12 protein-coding genes and 1 tRNA gene are annotated in these 15,516 nt (G+C 43.8%); 7 read left to right on the plus strand and 6 right to left on the minus strand.

Translation table 11 applies throughout. From position 1 onward, the window contains the following. Nucleotides 1-44 precede the first annotated feature (44 nt). Nucleotides 45-2,042 carry a citrulline utilization hydrolase CtlX gene (gene ctlX, locus IW644_RS11985; protein WP_269917803.1) on the minus strand — a complete coding sequence of 666 codons (1,998 nt, stop codon included), beginning with the start codon at nt 2,040-2,042 and terminating at the stop codon, nt 45-47. Between the two features lie 211 nt (nt 2,043-2,253). On the opposite strand from ctlX, the gene IW644_RS11990 reads away from it, so the two are divergent. Then, nucleotides 2,254-2,688, plus strand: coding sequence for an Lrp/AsnC family transcriptional regulator (locus IW644_RS11990; protein ID WP_269917804.1), 435 nt, complete (start codon nt 2,254-2,256; stop codon nt 2,686-2,688). An 18-nt stretch (nt 2,689-2,706) separates the two neighbouring features. Here the strand turns inward: IW644_RS11990 and IW644_RS11995 are convergent, their stop codons facing one another. The 4 genes from IW644_RS11995 to gloB form a co-directional block, all read right to left on the minus strand. Then, nucleotides 2,707-3,129 carry a halomucin gene (locus IW644_RS11995; protein ID WP_269917805.1) on the minus strand — a complete coding sequence of 141 codons (423 nt, stop codon included), beginning with the start codon at nt 3,127-3,129 and terminating at the stop codon, nt 2,707-2,709. Between the two features lie 123 nt (nt 3,130-3,252). Next, nucleotides 3,253-4,284 carry an ion transporter gene (locus IW644_RS12000; RefSeq protein ID WP_269917806.1) on the minus strand — a complete coding sequence of 344 codons (1,032 nt, stop codon included), beginning with the start codon at nt 4,282-4,284 and terminating at the stop codon, nt 3,253-3,255. A gap of 79 nt (nt 4,285-4,363) precedes the next feature. Then, complete coding sequence (locus IW644_RS12005) at nt 4,364-6,028, minus strand: lytic transglycosylase (protein WP_269917807.1); 1,665 nt, start codon at nt 6,026-6,028, stop codon at nt 4,364-4,366. A 64-nt stretch (nt 6,029-6,092) separates the two neighbouring features. Further along, entirely contained in the window at nt 6,093-6,884 is a 792-nt protein-coding gene (gloB, locus tag IW644_RS12010) for a hydroxyacylglutathione hydrolase (RefSeq protein WP_269917808.1), read from the minus strand. An 84-nt stretch (nt 6,885-6,968) separates the two neighbouring features. Here gloB and IW644_RS12015 point away from each other — a divergent pair, with 84 nt between their 5' ends. Further along, nucleotides 6,969-7,826: a class I SAM-dependent methyltransferase gene (locus IW644_RS12015; RefSeq protein ID WP_269917817.1), complete on the plus strand. Its 858-nt coding sequence runs from the start codon at nt 6,969-6,971 to the stop codon at nt 7,824-7,826. 129 nt (nt 7,827-7,955) lie between these two features. Here the strand turns inward: IW644_RS12015 and metG are convergent, their stop codons facing one another. After that, nucleotides 7,956-9,983: a methionine--tRNA ligase gene (gene metG, locus IW644_RS12020; RefSeq protein WP_269917809.1), complete on the minus strand. Its 2,028-nt coding sequence runs from the start codon at nt 9,981-9,983 to the stop codon at nt 7,956-7,958. A 108-nt stretch (nt 9,984-10,091) separates the two neighbouring features. Here metG and apbC point away from each other — a divergent pair, with 108 nt between their 5' ends. The 5 genes from apbC to IW644_RS12045 all read left to right on the plus strand — a co-directional run bounded on the left by apbC (nt 10,092) and on the right by IW644_RS12045 (nt 14,989). Then, on the plus strand, nt 10,092-11,198 hold the full coding sequence (gene apbC / locus IW644_RS12025) for an iron-sulfur cluster carrier protein ApbC (protein WP_269917810.1): 1,107 nt from the start codon (nt 10,092-10,094) through the stop codon (nt 11,196-11,198). A 249-nt stretch (nt 11,199-11,447) separates the two neighbouring features. Next, on the plus strand, nt 11,448-12,041 hold the full coding sequence (gene dcd, locus IW644_RS12030) for a dCTP deaminase (protein ID WP_179983793.1): 594 nt from the start codon (nt 11,448-11,450) through the stop codon (nt 12,039-12,041). Nucleotides 12,042-12,178: 137 nt separating this feature from the next. After that, nucleotides 12,179-13,615: an SLC13 family permease gene (locus IW644_RS12035; protein ID WP_269917811.1), complete on the plus strand. Its 1,437-nt coding sequence runs from the start codon at nt 12,179-12,181 to the stop codon at nt 13,613-13,615. A 135-nt stretch (nt 13,616-13,750) separates the two neighbouring features. After that, a tRNA-Pro gene (locus tag IW644_RS12040) sits at nt 13,751-13,827 on the plus strand. A 964-nt stretch (nt 13,828-14,791) separates the two neighbouring features. Continuing rightward, nucleotides 14,792-14,989: a hypothetical protein gene (locus tag IW644_RS12045; RefSeq protein ID WP_269917812.1), complete on the plus strand. Its 198-nt coding sequence runs from the start codon at nt 14,792-14,794 to the stop codon at nt 14,987-14,989. Nucleotides 14,990-15,516 lie beyond the last annotated feature (527 nt).

Genomic DNA, 15,516 nt, shown 5'->3' on the forward strand with positions numbered 1-15,516 from the left:
GAGAAACGTTTAATAGCTTCTATGATTGGGATACCGTATTAGGCTTAAACCTCAGAAAGTAAAATTGTATTTCCGGAGCTTAGGTTTAGCGCTTGTGCAGTTTGTTGAGAGATAATAGCAATTTCGCCTTGCTCATTCACTTCGACCACCATGGCATAAAACGGTTGGTTTCGGGTTGCCACAAGCATTAACCTGCCTTTTGTAACACTATGAACGATTTCTACCTTGATTTGTTTCGTCGTTTGAACAGTCTTAAGCGCTGCTACTTCAGCTTCCATACTTGGTGCACCGTCAAAAATGTCGATGTAGTTGGTAAACTTAAACCCTTCTTTTTCCAGTAATGCCATGGCAGGTCGTCCATCATTGTGAGGCTTTCCAATGGCGTGTTGAGCATCGTCAGGTAGCATGTTCACGTACAAGGGAAGCTTAGGCATTAAATCAGCAATAAATTGGTTGCCGTTAACGGCGCCGTATAAATCTGCCTCGGCATAAGTCATTGGAAAGAAATGGTTACCTAAAGCGTTCCAAAAAGGGGAGTGGCCTTCCTCGTCAACGTACCCTCGCAAATCGGCCATTACGTTTTTGGGAAAAACACTTTGATGCAAGCCCATGAATAGATACCGTACTTTAGTCAGTAGTTTGCCGTTAAAGTCTTTTCGGTATTGGGGGAGAAGAAAAAGCGAAGCCACCTCTGCATAGCCTTCAAAATGATGACTAAGGTGCAGCACATCGTGGGTGTATTGTACACCAAGCGCGTTATTGCGCTGTGTTACTTTTTCTCGTTTATAACTATAGAAACTATCATCTTTTCCCAACTCACCAAAAATGGCAGATGTACCAACTAGCTCGCCGGAATGAAGCTCCTCCAAAACGAATAACAAATAATCAGGTCGTTCTTTTTTATACAGTTTTTGCTCTTCGATTATTGAGCGTTTTAGCTTGGAGTTAAGTGTTAATCTGTCGGGTGGGAATGTGGTCATGCCCGGTGAAGCAGCTCGTGCTAGTGCAAGTAAGCCCTCCAAATCACCTTCTTTTACCAACCTAATACGTGTCTGTGGGCTTGGTCTACTTGTCTCGTTTACTTTGCTATCAACCACCTTGCGTTGAAGGTGTATACCAGCCACCATACAGCGTACGGAACCACCTCCCATTTCAATAGTGGGAACAGCGATAGGAAGCAAAGTAAGATCGGTGGGGAGCAAAGCTCGCTGCGTTTCATCTAATGAATTAAAAGCGGTTTGTGATACGAGTAATAAACGTTTTCCGCTGTTATTCAATAGCTCAAGGCAGTTTCCAGCAAATGCATTTACTTGCGCTTCGTTAATTTCTATTACAGTTTTACCCGATTCCTTAAGTGTTGATAGCACCAAAGGCCTGTCGCAGTCTTTTATCATGCTAGTCGCAACAATGGCAAAGTCGCTACCCACACTCATCATCACATTAGTGTGATAAACGGCGGTACCGTTGGCGTCAAAGGCGCTAAAAAATACAGGTGTTAAACCAATTAATTTGCACGCCGCTGTTACAGCTTTTTTGTTGGCTCGTTGAGAAAGGCAGACATAGGCTAACTTGCTTTCATGATCGATTACCATGGCCCCTGTTCCTTCCACAATCAGGTTGTCTTTTTCTAGATAAGACAAATCCGTTGTTTGCGCTACGCCATAGTGTTTTTGCAGATAGCTGACTATGTCACCTCGCCTTTCATTTCTGCGGTTTTCGCAGTACATAGGGTAGGTGACAAGCAAACCATTGGGGTGTGTACTTAACCAATTGTTCGGAAACACGGAATCAGGTGTTTTTTCGTCTTCAGTTTCAAATACTTCAACTATTATATGGTTTTTGCGTAAAGTGCGAACCATCTCATCAAATTCTATGCACGCATTCTTTGATATTTCCTCTATATTTTCTCGCTTCAATACAAAGGGCTTTTGAAAACTATTGTCTTTGGCTGTTTGCTCGTTTGGACGAAAGTGACAGGGGCGTACCATTAAAACGGAATTTGGTGTAGTTAATCGTGATTTTTTGATGTGACTGGCTTGCATATAACGTCCTACAGACCTTAGCTAAGTTATTTCCACTGAAAAGAGCGTGTATTTTATTCTCTGGAGAATTCACTTAACCATGCGCAAGGTGTTGCAAGTTGTCATTTAGTTTAAGCATAATGCTCAATAGTTTTATCATTATGCTTTTACTAGTTAGTCTTCGTGATTTTTTAATGACTCAACGGTTCGTTTATCTATAGGAAAAATGGCTATGTATGTAGATTTAGATGCGAAAGATCGCGAGCTTCTCGATATATTGAAACGCGATGCGCGAACACCTGTGACCGTGCTTGCTGAAGTCCTCTCGTTATCGCGAAATACGGTGCAAAAACGAATCGACAGGTTAGTAAATTCGGGGGTGATCGACGGTTTTACTATTCGCGTTAATGAGCAGCTGCAACCAGACAAAATAAAAGCTCTTATGTCAGTCGAGCTTGAAGGGCTGAGTACTACACAGCTTATTAGTAAGCTTAGGCAGGTGAATGGTGTTGAGCGGTTTCATACTACAAACGGAAATTGGGATTTACTTATTGTTATCACCGCCGAAAGTCTCGCGCACTTAGATGGCATTTTAAAAGAAGTGCGCGGCGTTAGAGGCGTGCTTAATAGCGAGACTAGTATTATTCTGTCTACTACTGAAAAATAGTGTGTCGCCTTATCAGTCTTAACAGCTATTGTCGCCATTTATCCATCGATTTACATCATCACTTAAATTTAAGTCTGTGCCTAAATTAAACTCACCTTCTCGAACAGATACCTCGCTGCCGTAGGTTGAGTGGGTAACGGTGACGTGTAAAAAAGGATATTGCGGGGTGCTCCCTTCTTTACGACTGGCCGTGAGTTTGTAGCCGTTTTGTATTGTATACGTGTTTACAACTATATCGCTATGAATTGGCTGATGCAGTGTGGACCAGCATCGGTTTGCATTGTATTCAATGCGCTCCACTATTTTTTCAGGTTCTTGATTGGTGGAAATAGAAGAGGTCGGCAAGATCACCATGCAGCCTGAAGCAAATGCCGTTATACAACTAGCTAGTATTACGCGGTTATCTGAGCGGCTGAATATTCTGCAGCGTTTAATTTTCATCATAAGTCCCTAAAATTGTTATAATTATACTCGTAAGGGCTTTATATTAGCTTATTTGTATGAACGACGGCTGAATAAAAATATGGCTAGTCTTCACCTTAACTCTAACGCTTTCCTAATTAATTAAATCTTGGGTTTGTCAGTAGGGATAGCCGATTCTTTTTCGGTGAGATGTGACTTCCAACGCTGCTGGGCAACGTGCGCTTTCACCAATTCCAAGCATTCATTTACAACGTTAAGCACTTCTTTATCTAGTGCGTCAGCAGTAGGAGTGTAGTCGTGCATGCCAACTGAAATGAAATGGTCGATGCGCTCTGCATCTAAGTCGCTCAATAGGTTTACTAGCGATGTAGTAACAATATCGGTGACTGACTCTTCCAACGTATTTTCAATGGTTTTGCCGATAACAGGAAGATAATGCAGCGAGGATACTTGTGCATTGCTTCTCACCGCTTTTCCCACGCTTTTTCGTACATGCTCTCGAATCACCTCACCATGTTCTTCACTTTGGATAGATTGCCCTAAATGGTTGATAACGCCTGCCATCCATTGGGTTATGACAGGACGACGGGGCGCTAGCACCTGTGCATTGATATCGTCTAATAAGGGCGAGCCCGCTGAAATATCCTTTTGCGCATCGCTTAGCACCTTAACAACAATCCGGTCGCTAAGTTCTTCAACAAACACGTCGTAATAAAAGGCAAAAAAGCGAAAGACGGCGGTTTGATTTAAATCGATAATTTCGAACTTGTGCAAGCGGTGTAGTATGGAGAATATTCGCAAGAAGCGAAACAGACGAGTAGGGCCAGTTGGTATTAAGCCAATAATGTCGTACCAATGCAAAAACGGAAAGAAGTACCAGCGCAAGTGCTCTTTACGAACAATAGCAACGGCCCAACGAAAACAGAACTCGGTAAAGAATATGGCAATGAAGACTAAATCGACCAACAAAAAGTTGGCGTGAATTGGGTCGTAAGCGTTTAAAAAGGCGGGGAAATATGTACCTAAAAGGCCGTATACAAAATCTGTAGCATAAAGCGCATCGAAAATAAGCCACGCTAGATTTACAAACAGTATACCTAGCATGACTAAATCTAAAATTAACCAAGGCGTTTCGTGACTATTTCGCAGATTTTCTCGGTTAATTCTTAGCATTTCCATATCCTTTTCGTGATTTAACGTATGATATGACCGCTTAAAGGAAAACGCGTTAATGCTAATCTAGGCCGAGTCACTAGCTCGATGCGTTCAACCTTGTCACGTCTACATACAGTTTAAGTCTTTGACCGGGTTGCAGATAGCGCTTAGTGTTTAGCGAGTTCCACTTGCCAATGTCACTTACCTTAACATTGAACTTGCTGGCGATACGAGATAACGAGTCACCGCTTCTTACTGTGTAGGTCAGTTTTTTTGTAACCCCGGCTTGCGCTTTGCCTTTCTGCCAAATAACCAAAGTTTTTCCTGGACGAAGCGTATCACCCGGCGCCATGCCGTTCCATTTAGCTAACTGCTTAGTACTTACTTTGTACTTACGCGCAATATCCCATAGCGTATCACCGGATTTAATGGTGTGACGCACTTTTTGCTGAGACGAGCTGTTGTTTTGTAAACTGGCTAAACGTTGCTCTTGCGACAAGGTATAGCTGTCTAACTCTTGAAGCGCTACAGGTACCATTATCGCTTGACCTATTCTGATCATTGATGAGTCTAACTCATTTATCCTTTTCAGCACTTTCACTGTTGTGTGATATTGCTTTGCAATTTTACCTAAGCTATCGCCAGACTTAACGGTGTGACGTACCCAGTTAAGACGCTCTTTTTGATCAATCTTAGCAAGGGCTTGCGAAAACGCAGCAGCTTTATCAAGGGGAAGTACTAAGCGGTGTGGTCCATCTGGGGATGTAGCCCAGCGATTGAACCCAGGGTTTAATCCATGAAGCTCTTTCAAAGACATGCCGGCAAGCTCGGCCGCAAACGCTAAATCGACCTGAGAGCCAATATCGACTACCTCAATAACGGCAACGTTTTCCACTTCTGGCCATGAATACGCATATTCATCTTTGTTTTTAAGAATATCAGCAAGGGCTAATAACTTAGGCACATACGCACGTGTTTCCTTGGGTAAGTTCAAGTTCCAAAAATCGGTAGGTTTGCCTGCACGTTTGTTAGCTTTAATCGCTCGTTGAACACGGCCTTCACCACTGTTATAGGCTGCTAGTGCATGCAACCAGTTACCGTCAAACATCTCATTTAAATAGGTAAGATAATCCAGTGCACCTTGTGTTGATGCAACAACGTCGCGGCGCCCGTCGTACCACCAGTTTTGGTCCATACCAAACCGCTTACCGGTGCCTGGGATAAATTGCCACATACCGGCTGCCCGACCATGAGAATAGGCGAAAGGGTCGAATGCGCTTTCTACGATGGGCAAGAGAATTAACTCCATCGGCATGTCACGCTTTTCAATTTCTTCTGCGATGTAGTAAAGAAATGGCTTGGCACGTTTAACAACGCGAGCCATGTATTCAGGGTGCTTTAAGTACCACTTTCTCTGTGCATTTAGACGTTTATTGTCAGGAATGGGTAAAGCAAAGTTTGCGCTAGCACGTTCCCATACGTCTGTTACGACAGCTTGTGTATGTAAGTCAGGCGTATTGGTAAGTTCGGCACCTTCTTCTAGCGTATCGTCATTTGGGTGCACAACTTCAACAACGCCATCTCTTGCTAGCTCACAATCAGAAATAGCTTCTTCATTGCTATGTATTTCACTGCACGCTTCTAGCGAAGCATTTTCGTTACTTTCTAATTGCGCATTGTCACTATTATTATCTGTTATCTGACAACCCGTTAAACCTATCGCCAACAACAATGGCGATAGAGGGAAAAACTTCAACTGCATATATGAAGAAACCTCTTGGAGCACTGCAAACCGGCAATATTACGATAATCGGCTTACTTTTGCATCAAAACTCATCTTTCCAGCGGCGAACTGCAGCAAATACCGCTACATCGTCAGCCAGGTTATTTTCGCAATAGGCTTCGGCAGCAGTTTTTACAGAAAGTTCATGAGCTCGTAAAAATGGGTTTATGCTTTTTTGCTCTTTAAGGGTACTCGGTAAAGTAGGTTGATTCTGTTCTCGCTTATCGTTGACCCACTCTGCGTAGTCGTTTAGTGCCGAATTATCGGGCTCAACGGCAAGAGCAAATGCAACATTTGCTTGCGTATACTCGTGAGCGCCGTACACCCTGGTAGTGTCAGGCAATCGCTTTAACTTATTCAGAGAATGATGCATTTGTTCTGGCGAGCCTTCGAATAAACGTCCGCAGCCAGCGGAAAACAACGTATCACCACAAAATAGTACGCCATGACCAAAAAACGCAATGTGATCTAGCGTGTGACCCGGCACCTCCATAACTTGAAGTGCCATTTTGAATACGGGAAGAGAAACGGTGTCGCCCTGCGCCACTGATTTAGTGATGCCTCTTATATGGTTGCCTCTTGGGCCTATTACCGGTAAATCCGGTACGGTAGATACTAGCTTAGCAATGCCACCAGTATGATCTCTATGATGGTGGGTGATAAGAACCGCACTAAGTATCAATTTATTGGTTTTAAGAAAAGCCAATACAGGTTCAGCATCGCCAGGGTCAACGACTATAGCACTGTTACCGTTGTGAATGCACCAAATGTAGTTGTCAGTAAAAGCGGGGATAGGATGAATTGTTACATCTGAAGGAAGCGTTTCTGCCGTCATAAGAGTACCTGCTTGTGTAGGTAGAATTATGCGTTACTATAGGGACTTGTGAACAGCAGAGCAACCTAAGAGCGCGCAGTGTTAATGAGATCGGCCTTTAGAGCCAAACCGCCTCGCTACCCGACAAGCTGGGATGATTTCCCCGCAGGTGAGCATATCCGCGATGCCGTAAATACAGTGTGTAGCGATTATGCTGAGCGCATATTTGGGTATCACTTTGCTAAGCTAGGCTCTTTAAGTGCCGTGATTAATTTAAATACTAGCCCTATTAGGCACCACATCAATCAAGTGCCATTTGATAATCAATTTGGCTGCCAGTCAGACGACAACACTGCATCTATTAATACCACAGACAATAATGTTGCACCTTCACAATCAAAGGACGAAAGCCGCGAATCAACCATTAGCAGAGAAAATACCATTGTAGGACAGTCGCATTCCTTACCTTTTTCTGAAAATAGTATTGATGGCTTTCTATTGGCTAACGAGTTAGATTTCGCTCAAGACCCTCACGAGATATTAAGAGAGGTAGACCGTGTTATTACGCAAAACGGTTATGTCATCATCAGTGGCTTTAACCCATTAAGTCTTGCCGGTATCGCCAAGTTCTTGCCCGTTAAGCGCGGAAATATTTTGCACGATGCACGTTTTTTTACATCCTATCGCATTAAAGATTGGCTTCAGTTACTTGGTTTTGAAATTGTTGAGCAGCGTCAGGTACTGTTTTCTACGCTGTTTTTTCAGCAGCGGTGGAAAGGGGCCGCTAAGCTTCAGCACTATTTAGCGTCTTACTTGCCTTGGTGCAGCGCGGTATATGTAATACTCGCGAAAAAGCGGGTGATCCCTATGACGGCCATAAAACCTAAGCGCAGTTTAAAGCCACGTTTTTCGGCGGTGGGGGCCAGTGTAAGAACGTCTACGGTGAATCGTTCAGGCCGCTAATTTTGAAGCTAGTCATTTTTGAATGTACGAGCCAATAAAAAAAGCCACGAAAGGTTTAACCCCGCCGTGGCTTTGTTGTTTGGGAGGGCCTAAACCCAGTCCTAAACCTTAGTTCATGTTTTTAATGGCTTACTTAACGCGCATACCAGGCTTTGCACCTTCGTGCGGCTCAAGAATGTATAGCTCGTCGCCACCTGGGCCTGCGGCTAACACCATGCCTTCACTTAAACCGAAACGCATCTTACGAGGTGCAAGGTTCGCTACCATTACAGTATGCTTGCCGATCAGGGCTTCAGGCGAGTAGGCCGACTTAATACCAGCGAAGACTTGCTTAGTTTCGCCGCCTAAATCTAGCTCTAAACGTAAAAGCTTGTCTGCTTTTTCTACGTGTTCTGCGTTAGCAATACGGGCAATACGTAGATCTACTTTCGCGAAATCATCAAACGAGATAGTGTCGCTGATAGGGTCTTTAGCAAGCGGGCTGTCTGGGTCGATAGCCGGTGCAGCTGGCGCTAGGCTTTCTTTTGAATCTTCAACCATGGCGTCGATTTTCTCCATTTCTACACGCTGCATCATAGGCTTAAACTTGTTGATGGCGTGGCCTTTCAATAGGGTTTGCAGTGAATTCCAGTCAAACGAGTCGTTTAGGAATTCTTCTGCTTTTTCTGCGAGTACCGGTAGTACAGGCTTTAAGTAAATAACCAACAGACGGAACATGTTAATACCTAGCGAGCACACATCGTGTGTGAACTGCTGCTTAGTCTCGTCTTTAATCGTTACCCAAGGTGCATTGTTGTCGATGAACTGGTTTGCTTTGTCAGCAAGGGCCATAATTTCACGCACAGCTTGGTGGTACTTACGCTTCTCAAATAGTGCAGCAATACTTTCAGATGCGTTTTGGAACTCAGCAATAAGTTCTGGCTCAATCACGTTTTCAGACAGCTTTCCGTCAAAACGCTTAGTGATAAAGCTTGCACAGCGGCTTGCAATGTTAACCACTTTACCTACCAAGTCTGAATTCACTTTTTGTGCGAAGTCAGTAAAGTTTAGGTCGATGTCGGTAACACCGTCGCCCAACTTAGAGGCAAAGTAGTAACGCAGATATTCTGGGTTCAAATGGTCAAGGTAAGTACGGCCTTTAATAAAGGTACCGCGCGACTTTGACATTTTCGCACCGTTTACGGTTACGAAACCGTGAATGTTTACGCCAGTAGGCTTGCGGTATCCCGCGCCTTCAAGCATGGCAGGCCAGAATAAGCAGTGGAAATAAGTAATGTCTTTACCAATAAAGTGATAAAGCTCAGCCTCTGAGTCTGCTTTCCAAAAATCGTCAAATTCTAGGTTGTTCTGTTCGCAGAAGTTTTTGAAACTAGCCATGTAGCCAACAGGCGCATCTACCCACACGTAGAAGAACTTGTTAGGTGCACCTGGAATTTCAAAACCGAAGTAAGGCGCATCACGGCTGATATCCCACTGCTGAAGACCTTCAGTGAACCACTCTTGTAGCTTGTTTGCCATTTCTTCTTGCAGGGCACCCGAGCGGATCCACTCTTTTAACATGCCTTCAAATTTTGGCAGGTCAAAAAAGAAATGCTCAGACTCACGTAGTACTGGTGTAGCACCAGACACCACGCTGCGCGGGTTTTTAACTTCAGTAGGGCTATACGTTGCGCCACATACGTCACAGCTATCGCCGTTTTGATCTTCTGCGCCACAGCTTGGGCAGGTACCCTTAACGAAACGATCTGGCAGGAACATTTCTTTTTCAGGGTCGAACAGTTGGTTAATAGTGCGCTTGCTAATGTAACCCGCGTTATCTAGACGAGTATAAATTTCTTCACACAATGCCTTGTTTTCTGGCGAATGGGTTACATAGTAGTTGTCGTAATCAACGTGAAAATCAACAAGGTCTTGGTGGTGTTCAGCACGGGTTCTAGCCACCATTTCTTCTGGTGTAATGCCAAGCTCTTGGGCTTTAAGCATAACCGGTGTACCGTGTGCATCGTCGGCGCAAACACTGTAACATTCGTTTCCGCGAAGGCGCTGAAAACGAGTCCAGATGTCGGTTTGAATGTGTTCTAGCAAATGACCTAAGTGAATAGAACCATTTGCGTATGGCAACGCACTGGTTACCAGAATTCGGCGTTTTTCTGACATAATGACGTTATTGATTCTTTGCGTTTCAAAATGGCTGCAAATACTAGCGGAAAACCGCGTTTTTTGCATCTCGTAATTCACACAATTCTACTACTAGTAAGGCATTTTATGTTCTTTTCTCGCAAAGCAGAGCCGCTAACGCAAAAGGTTGCTGCTATTTTAGCCAAGTATTTCTCGCTAGACGTAGACGATACCTTACCTTGGTGTGCTTTTAGTCAGCCAGAAAATGAAGATGCAGGCGTTACGGTTACTTTGCCATTTTGCATTGCTACACAGTTAGATACGCTTAACCAAGAAGTGCTTAACCAGCTCAAAGGTAAGCTAGATGCCGATAAGCTTAATTTTAAGCAAAACGTTGCCAGTGGCGAAACTGAAGTAGCCCCTGTTACTAATATCAAAAATATTATAGCGGTAGCTTCGGGCAAAGGTGGTGTGGGTAAGTCTACAACCAGTATCAACCTTGCGTTTGCGCTTATGCAAGAAGGCGCGAAAGTAGGTATTTTAGATGCTGACATTTACGGGCCATCTATTCCTATTATGTTGGGGAACCCTGACGCACACCCTGAAAGTGAAGACAATAAGCACATGCAGCCGCTTATGGCACATGGGCTGGTAGCAAACTCTATCGGTTATTTAGTACCACAAGAAGACGCGGCAGTATGGCGCGGACCCATGGCAAGCAGGGCGTTAAAGCAATTATTAGATGAAACCTTGTGGCCTGTACTCGATTATTTAATTGTTGATATGCCACCCGGTACCGGCGACATTCAGCTTACTATGGCACAACAAGTGCCCCTAACCGCTTCTGTGGTAGTGACTACGCCGCAGGACTTAGCGCTAGCCGACGCCCAAAAAGGCATAAGCATGTTTGAAAAGGTCAATGTGCCAGTACTTGGGCTGATCGAGAACATGAGCTATTACCAATGCAGAGCATGCGGCACCAAAGACTATGTATTTGCAAAAGACGGAGGAGAGGCACTGGCTGAGCGCCATGGTTTGCCACTGTTAGGGCAGCTACCGCTTGATATTCATATCCGCGAACATGGCGATGCAGGTACACCTTTGTTAGTAACCTCGCCTGACAGTGCCTTAAGTGAAAGCTACCGTGAAGCTGCGCGGGCATTGTCTATGCAATTAGCCCTTACCGTTGAACCACGCAAAGGGGCGGTTAAACACATCAAAGGCGACCCAATTGGCATTATTGGGAAAGATTGAAAAAGGGGAAAGATTGAGAAAGAGTGGGTTAAGTAATAACAGGTGACGCACAATAGTGTTGAATGTTTAGTTTAAAGCCTAGTTAGATGCTGAACCAAGGAAAAATAGAGGCAAGTTTTGGCGCTTAAATTCAAAATTGACTAAAACTTTATAAAAATTGCGCAAAAGCAGATAAAACAAGCCTTTGAGCAGTTGAATGCATGCGGTGACATACGCATAATAGCGGCCTAACGAAATGAGGAATACACCATGCGCTTGTGCGACCGCGATATCTACCAACATCTTCAAGATGGGAAAATAAAAATTGAGCCTACACCTAATTATGATCAGATTAGCGGCGTAACGGTAGATATCCGCCTTGGTAACAAATTTCGTGTGTTTGAAGACCATCAAGCACCGTTTATCGATTTAAGTGGGCCAAAAGCGCAGGTACAAGAAGCGCTGGACCACGTAATGAGCGACGAAATTGAACTAGAAGAAGGTAAAGCCTTTTTCTTACACCCAGGCGAATTAGCACTGGCCATTACTCACGAGTCAGTAACGCTGCCGGATAATATCGTTGGTTGGCTAGACGGGCGCTCTTCACTGGCGCGTTTGGGCTTAATGGTTCACGTGACGGCGCATAGAATCGACCCAGGTTGGTCTGGTAACATCGTTCTTGAGTTTTACAACAGCGGTAAATTACCTTTAGCGCTTCGCCCTAAGATGAAAATAGGCGCACTAAGCTTTGAAGTATTATCAGCCCCAGCTGAAAAACCTTATAACGCCAGAGTTGATGCGAAATATAAAGATCAAGCCGGTGCAGTAGCCAGCCGTATTTCGTCAGACGACGAAAGTAAGTAAAACAACCTAAAAAAATTTTTTTGGAAAAGCCTCGTGCGTTTCCCGCTAATTACTGATAGAAAATATAAGAGCAATAATTAGGGCCTATAGCTAAGGCCCTAGCACTTATAATAAAGCGATTAGTAACGGGAAGCGCAATGCACACAAACTCTGAACCTTCTTCAGAAACTCTACAACGAAAGCCAACACGTAAGAATACTATTATTCTTTTCGCGTTTATCGCCTCCGTTCTTAGTGGCATGGGCTTGTGGGCTGTAAATCAGCCCAGCGAAATTATATTTACCGCTGCGATCACCCTTTTTGTAGCAATACTTTGGGTAACCGAAGCGCTCCCCATTCCCGCTACTTCGCTTCTGCCATTTGCGTTATTTCCATTATTCGGCGTGCTGTCGCATAGCGAAGCTGCATCTGCCTTAGGAAGTCATGTCATTATTTTATTAATGGCAGCTTTCATGCTTTCAAAAGGACTTGAACGTGCGAACTTACACAAGCGATTTGCTATTTACATGCTGCGGGTAACAGGCAGCGGCAGCCCGCTTAAACTGGTACTGGGTTTTATGCTCACCACCGCCGTCCTTAGTATGTGGATTAGTAACACCGCCACGGTGTTAATGATGTTGCCAATGGCCATTGCCATTATCAATGCGGTCGATAACCCCCGATTTGGCGTGGCCCTTATTCTAGGTATTGCTTATTCGGCAAGTTTGGGTGGGGTAGGGACGCCCATTGGCACGCCGCCTAATATTATCTTCATGAGCGTGTATGAAGAAACACAAGGTATGGAATACAGCTTTATTGAATGGATGAAAACTGGTGTACCGATTGTTGTTTTAGGTGTGCCTATTATGGCCTTGTGGTTAGCGCGAGGAATTAGAGAAGTGGGCAACATAGATTTGCCTGTACCTAGCGCATGGACTAAAGCAGAAAAGCGCGTGCTTGCCATTTTCGGTACGGTAGCAATGGCTTGGATATTCAGACCTTTTTGGACTGCTTGGATAGGCGTAACCACCATCAGTGATAGCACCATAGCCGTTGCAGGCGTTGCCGCTATGTTTTTTACCAATAGTGGCAATGACAACGGCGAAGTAGACGCAAAAGGCAACAACGACAAGCTACTTAATTGGGAAACGGCAAACGATATTCCTTGGGGAATGCTACTGCTGTTTGCAGGTGGAATTTGTATTGCAAAAGCGTTTATGTCGTCGGGTTTGAGCGTGTTAATGGGCTCTTGGTTAACTGGGCTCGCTACCTTGCCTGTGTTATTGCTAGTACTGGGTATTTGCTTATTCGTGACTTTCCTAACGGAAATTACTTCAAACACAGCAACATCTACATTGCTAATGCCAATATTGGCTGCAGCAGGTTTAGCGGTAGGCGTTGACCCTAAATTACTTATGATACCGGCGGCCATAAGCGCAAGTTGTGCCTTTATGCTGCCAGTAGCAACAGCGCCTAACGCCATTGCGTACTCAACTGAAAAGTTCGATATTAAAACAATGGCAAGAGAAGGAATAATGCTGAACGTGCTGGTGGCCTTAGTTGTAACTGCAGTGTGCTACGTTACGTTAGCCTGATAACAAAAAACGGCAACTAGGTGTTTTAATGCAGAAATTTGCTAAGGTGGTTAGCAATTGAGCGCTTAAACAGGCTTATTGCTAATTCTCGTTGCATTGTGAACAAATTTGAGTAGACTTACTCGCTCTTTCGGTCGGTGTGTAGCGCAGCCTGGTAGCGCACTGTCATGGGGTGTCAGGGGTCGGAGGTTCAAATCCTCTCACACCGACCAACTTATTCCACCCCATTCAATAGCTTACGTTACTTTTTAGGGCTCTACCCCATAAACGGGGGATCAGCATTCACCTTACACGATTGATAACACCATCCCATCCTCAATTGTCACATTATACAGTAGTCGTCAGTCTCACGATTTCCATCATTGTTTTATTAATTCAACATGCAATTAAATCGGACTATTTTGCTGGTACGCAAGATTTATGCAGGTCTGAAATAGCAAAGTTGTCCTTATACCAAACTAGTTATCTCTGAGGTTTACCAACTGAGGACTTAACTATGTCTAAGAAGACAAATAACTCTGATCTGCAAATCACGTTCATACATCAATTTAAACGCAGTACGCGAACCGAATGGCCTGAAAAGTTTAGTGTTTGTTGGTATTTCAATCTAGAAACTCTGAACTATATCTACGAACATAAGAATGAAGTATTTGTCACCGACGGACTTGTTCTATCGGATTGGCTTAGGGAGCAACTGCCTGAAGAATTCAGGAGAAAGTATCTTGAGCCTGGCGAAAGCTCTTGTTGCTTCTGCTTTTCGAAGTTCAGATTACTAACTTCATAAATTCTGAAGAAGTAGACGAATACGAGTTTGAGAATGTGTTCGGGCTTAAGCGCCGCTACTTTTAATTGGAAGCTAATGATAAATGGACTGAATAGATCGAAAAACGTTTAGGGCTGCTTTGCGGCCTTTTTTGTGTTAGTCATTATCACTTTTAATCTGTACTGAGTCATACATGCTCGGCTTGTCCGCAACTGATTGACGGCCGAAAAGAGCAAATAGCGGAAGTGACGTGTGCGCGTAAACAATGGAGGTTAGCTGCTCATGGAATAACTTCTAAACTCATGTTAAATACCATATATTAGTTGAATCGACATTAATGCATTTATAAAGAAATCACTGTGAATTCTCGCTCACAAGCTTCTAGGCTCTATTCGTCGCACAAGGAACAATTAGTGAAATATCATAAGAAAATACTATCAACTATCGGAGAAGTTACTTCAGATCACTTTGCAGAAATGCTTATCGCTACAGTGGTGAATGGTGATGTAGTGGATAGTGTTGGCTATGATATAAAGTGTAAAGACGGAAGGTTAATAGAGGTTCGTTTCCGAGTAGAGGGTACTAATGCAAAACCCCGCGCGTTACCCTGACTCCAACGAAAATGAAGAAGTGTACAGATGTTGTGGCTTTCAGGTTTAACCGGAAATACGAGCCTATCGAAGTCAAACTCGTGCCAAAAATGTCTCTCGAATTCCTGTTCAAAAAGTATCTCCAAAATGATGAAAAAACAGCCCACATTAATTGGGCAAAGTTTTGCGGCTGTTCAGGTGCGGTAGACCTTTTGCCTCAAGTTAAAAAAGTTTTTCAGGCACTTTAAATCTAACAAGGCACTCATTTTGTGGCTCACTGTGAAAGTAAAGGAATCAAGAAATAACAATGAAAACTCCAAGCTCTCTTAATGGGTGGATAAAATTATTTTTAATATTAGGGGCCGTTGCTACATTTGGATGGGGGTATTACAGTTTATTACTATGTAAAATACTTTAGCAGAGACCAAAAAAATTGAGGCAACTAAACCGTTTCTTGAGCGTCAATTAAAGTTGCACTCTGACGCTGCGCAAACTGCTGCAACACTTGCTAAAATATTCATTACTATGAAGCTTTAATTGATAGGGCA

Origin of the sequence: Alteromonas sp. PRIM-21 (assembly GCF_027563165.1) — a bacterium.
GTDB classification, from domain to species: domain Bacteria; phylum Pseudomonadota; class Gammaproteobacteria; order Enterobacterales; family Alteromonadaceae; genus Alteromonas; species Alteromonas macleodii_A.

What these genes read in the sequence shown, in the direction of transcription:
- ctlX (WP_269917803.1), bottom strand. Translation starts at nt 2,042, where the DNA reads ATGCAAGCCAGTCACATCAAAAAATCACGATTAACTACACCAAATTCC.
- IW644_RS11990 (WP_269917804.1), top strand. Translation starts at nt 2,254, where the DNA reads ATGTATGTAGATTTAGATGCGAAAGATCGCGAGCTTCTCGATATATTG.
- IW644_RS11995 (WP_269917805.1), bottom strand. Translation starts at nt 3,129, where the DNA reads ATGAAAATTAAACGCTGCAGAATATTCAGCCGCTCAGATAACCGCGTA.
- IW644_RS12000 (WP_269917806.1), bottom strand. Translation starts at nt 4,284, where the DNA reads ATGCTAAGAATTAACCGAGAAAATCTGCGAAATAGTCACGAAACGCCT.
- IW644_RS12005 (WP_269917807.1), bottom strand. Translation starts at nt 6,028, where the DNA reads ATGCAGTTGAAGTTTTTCCCTCTATCGCCATTGTTGTTGGCGATAGGT.
- gloB (WP_269917808.1), bottom strand. Translation starts at nt 6,884, where the DNA reads ATGACGGCAGAAACGCTTCCTTCAGATGTAACAATTCATCCTATCCCC.
- IW644_RS12015 (WP_269917817.1), top strand. Translation starts at nt 6,969, where the DNA reads ATGAGATCGGCCTTTAGAGCCAAACCGCCTCGCTACCCGACAAGCTGG.
- metG (WP_269917809.1), bottom strand. Translation starts at nt 9,983, where the DNA reads ATGTCAGAAAAACGCCGAATTCTGGTAACCAGTGCGTTGCCATACGCA.
- apbC (WP_269917810.1), top strand. Translation starts at nt 10,092, where the DNA reads ATGTTCTTTTCTCGCAAAGCAGAGCCGCTAACGCAAAAGGTTGCTGCT.
- dcd (WP_179983793.1), top strand. Translation starts at nt 11,448, where the DNA reads ATGCGCTTGTGCGACCGCGATATCTACCAACATCTTCAAGATGGGAAA.
- IW644_RS12035 (WP_269917811.1), top strand. Translation starts at nt 12,179, where the DNA reads ATGCACACAAACTCTGAACCTTCTTCAGAAACTCTACAACGAAAGCCA.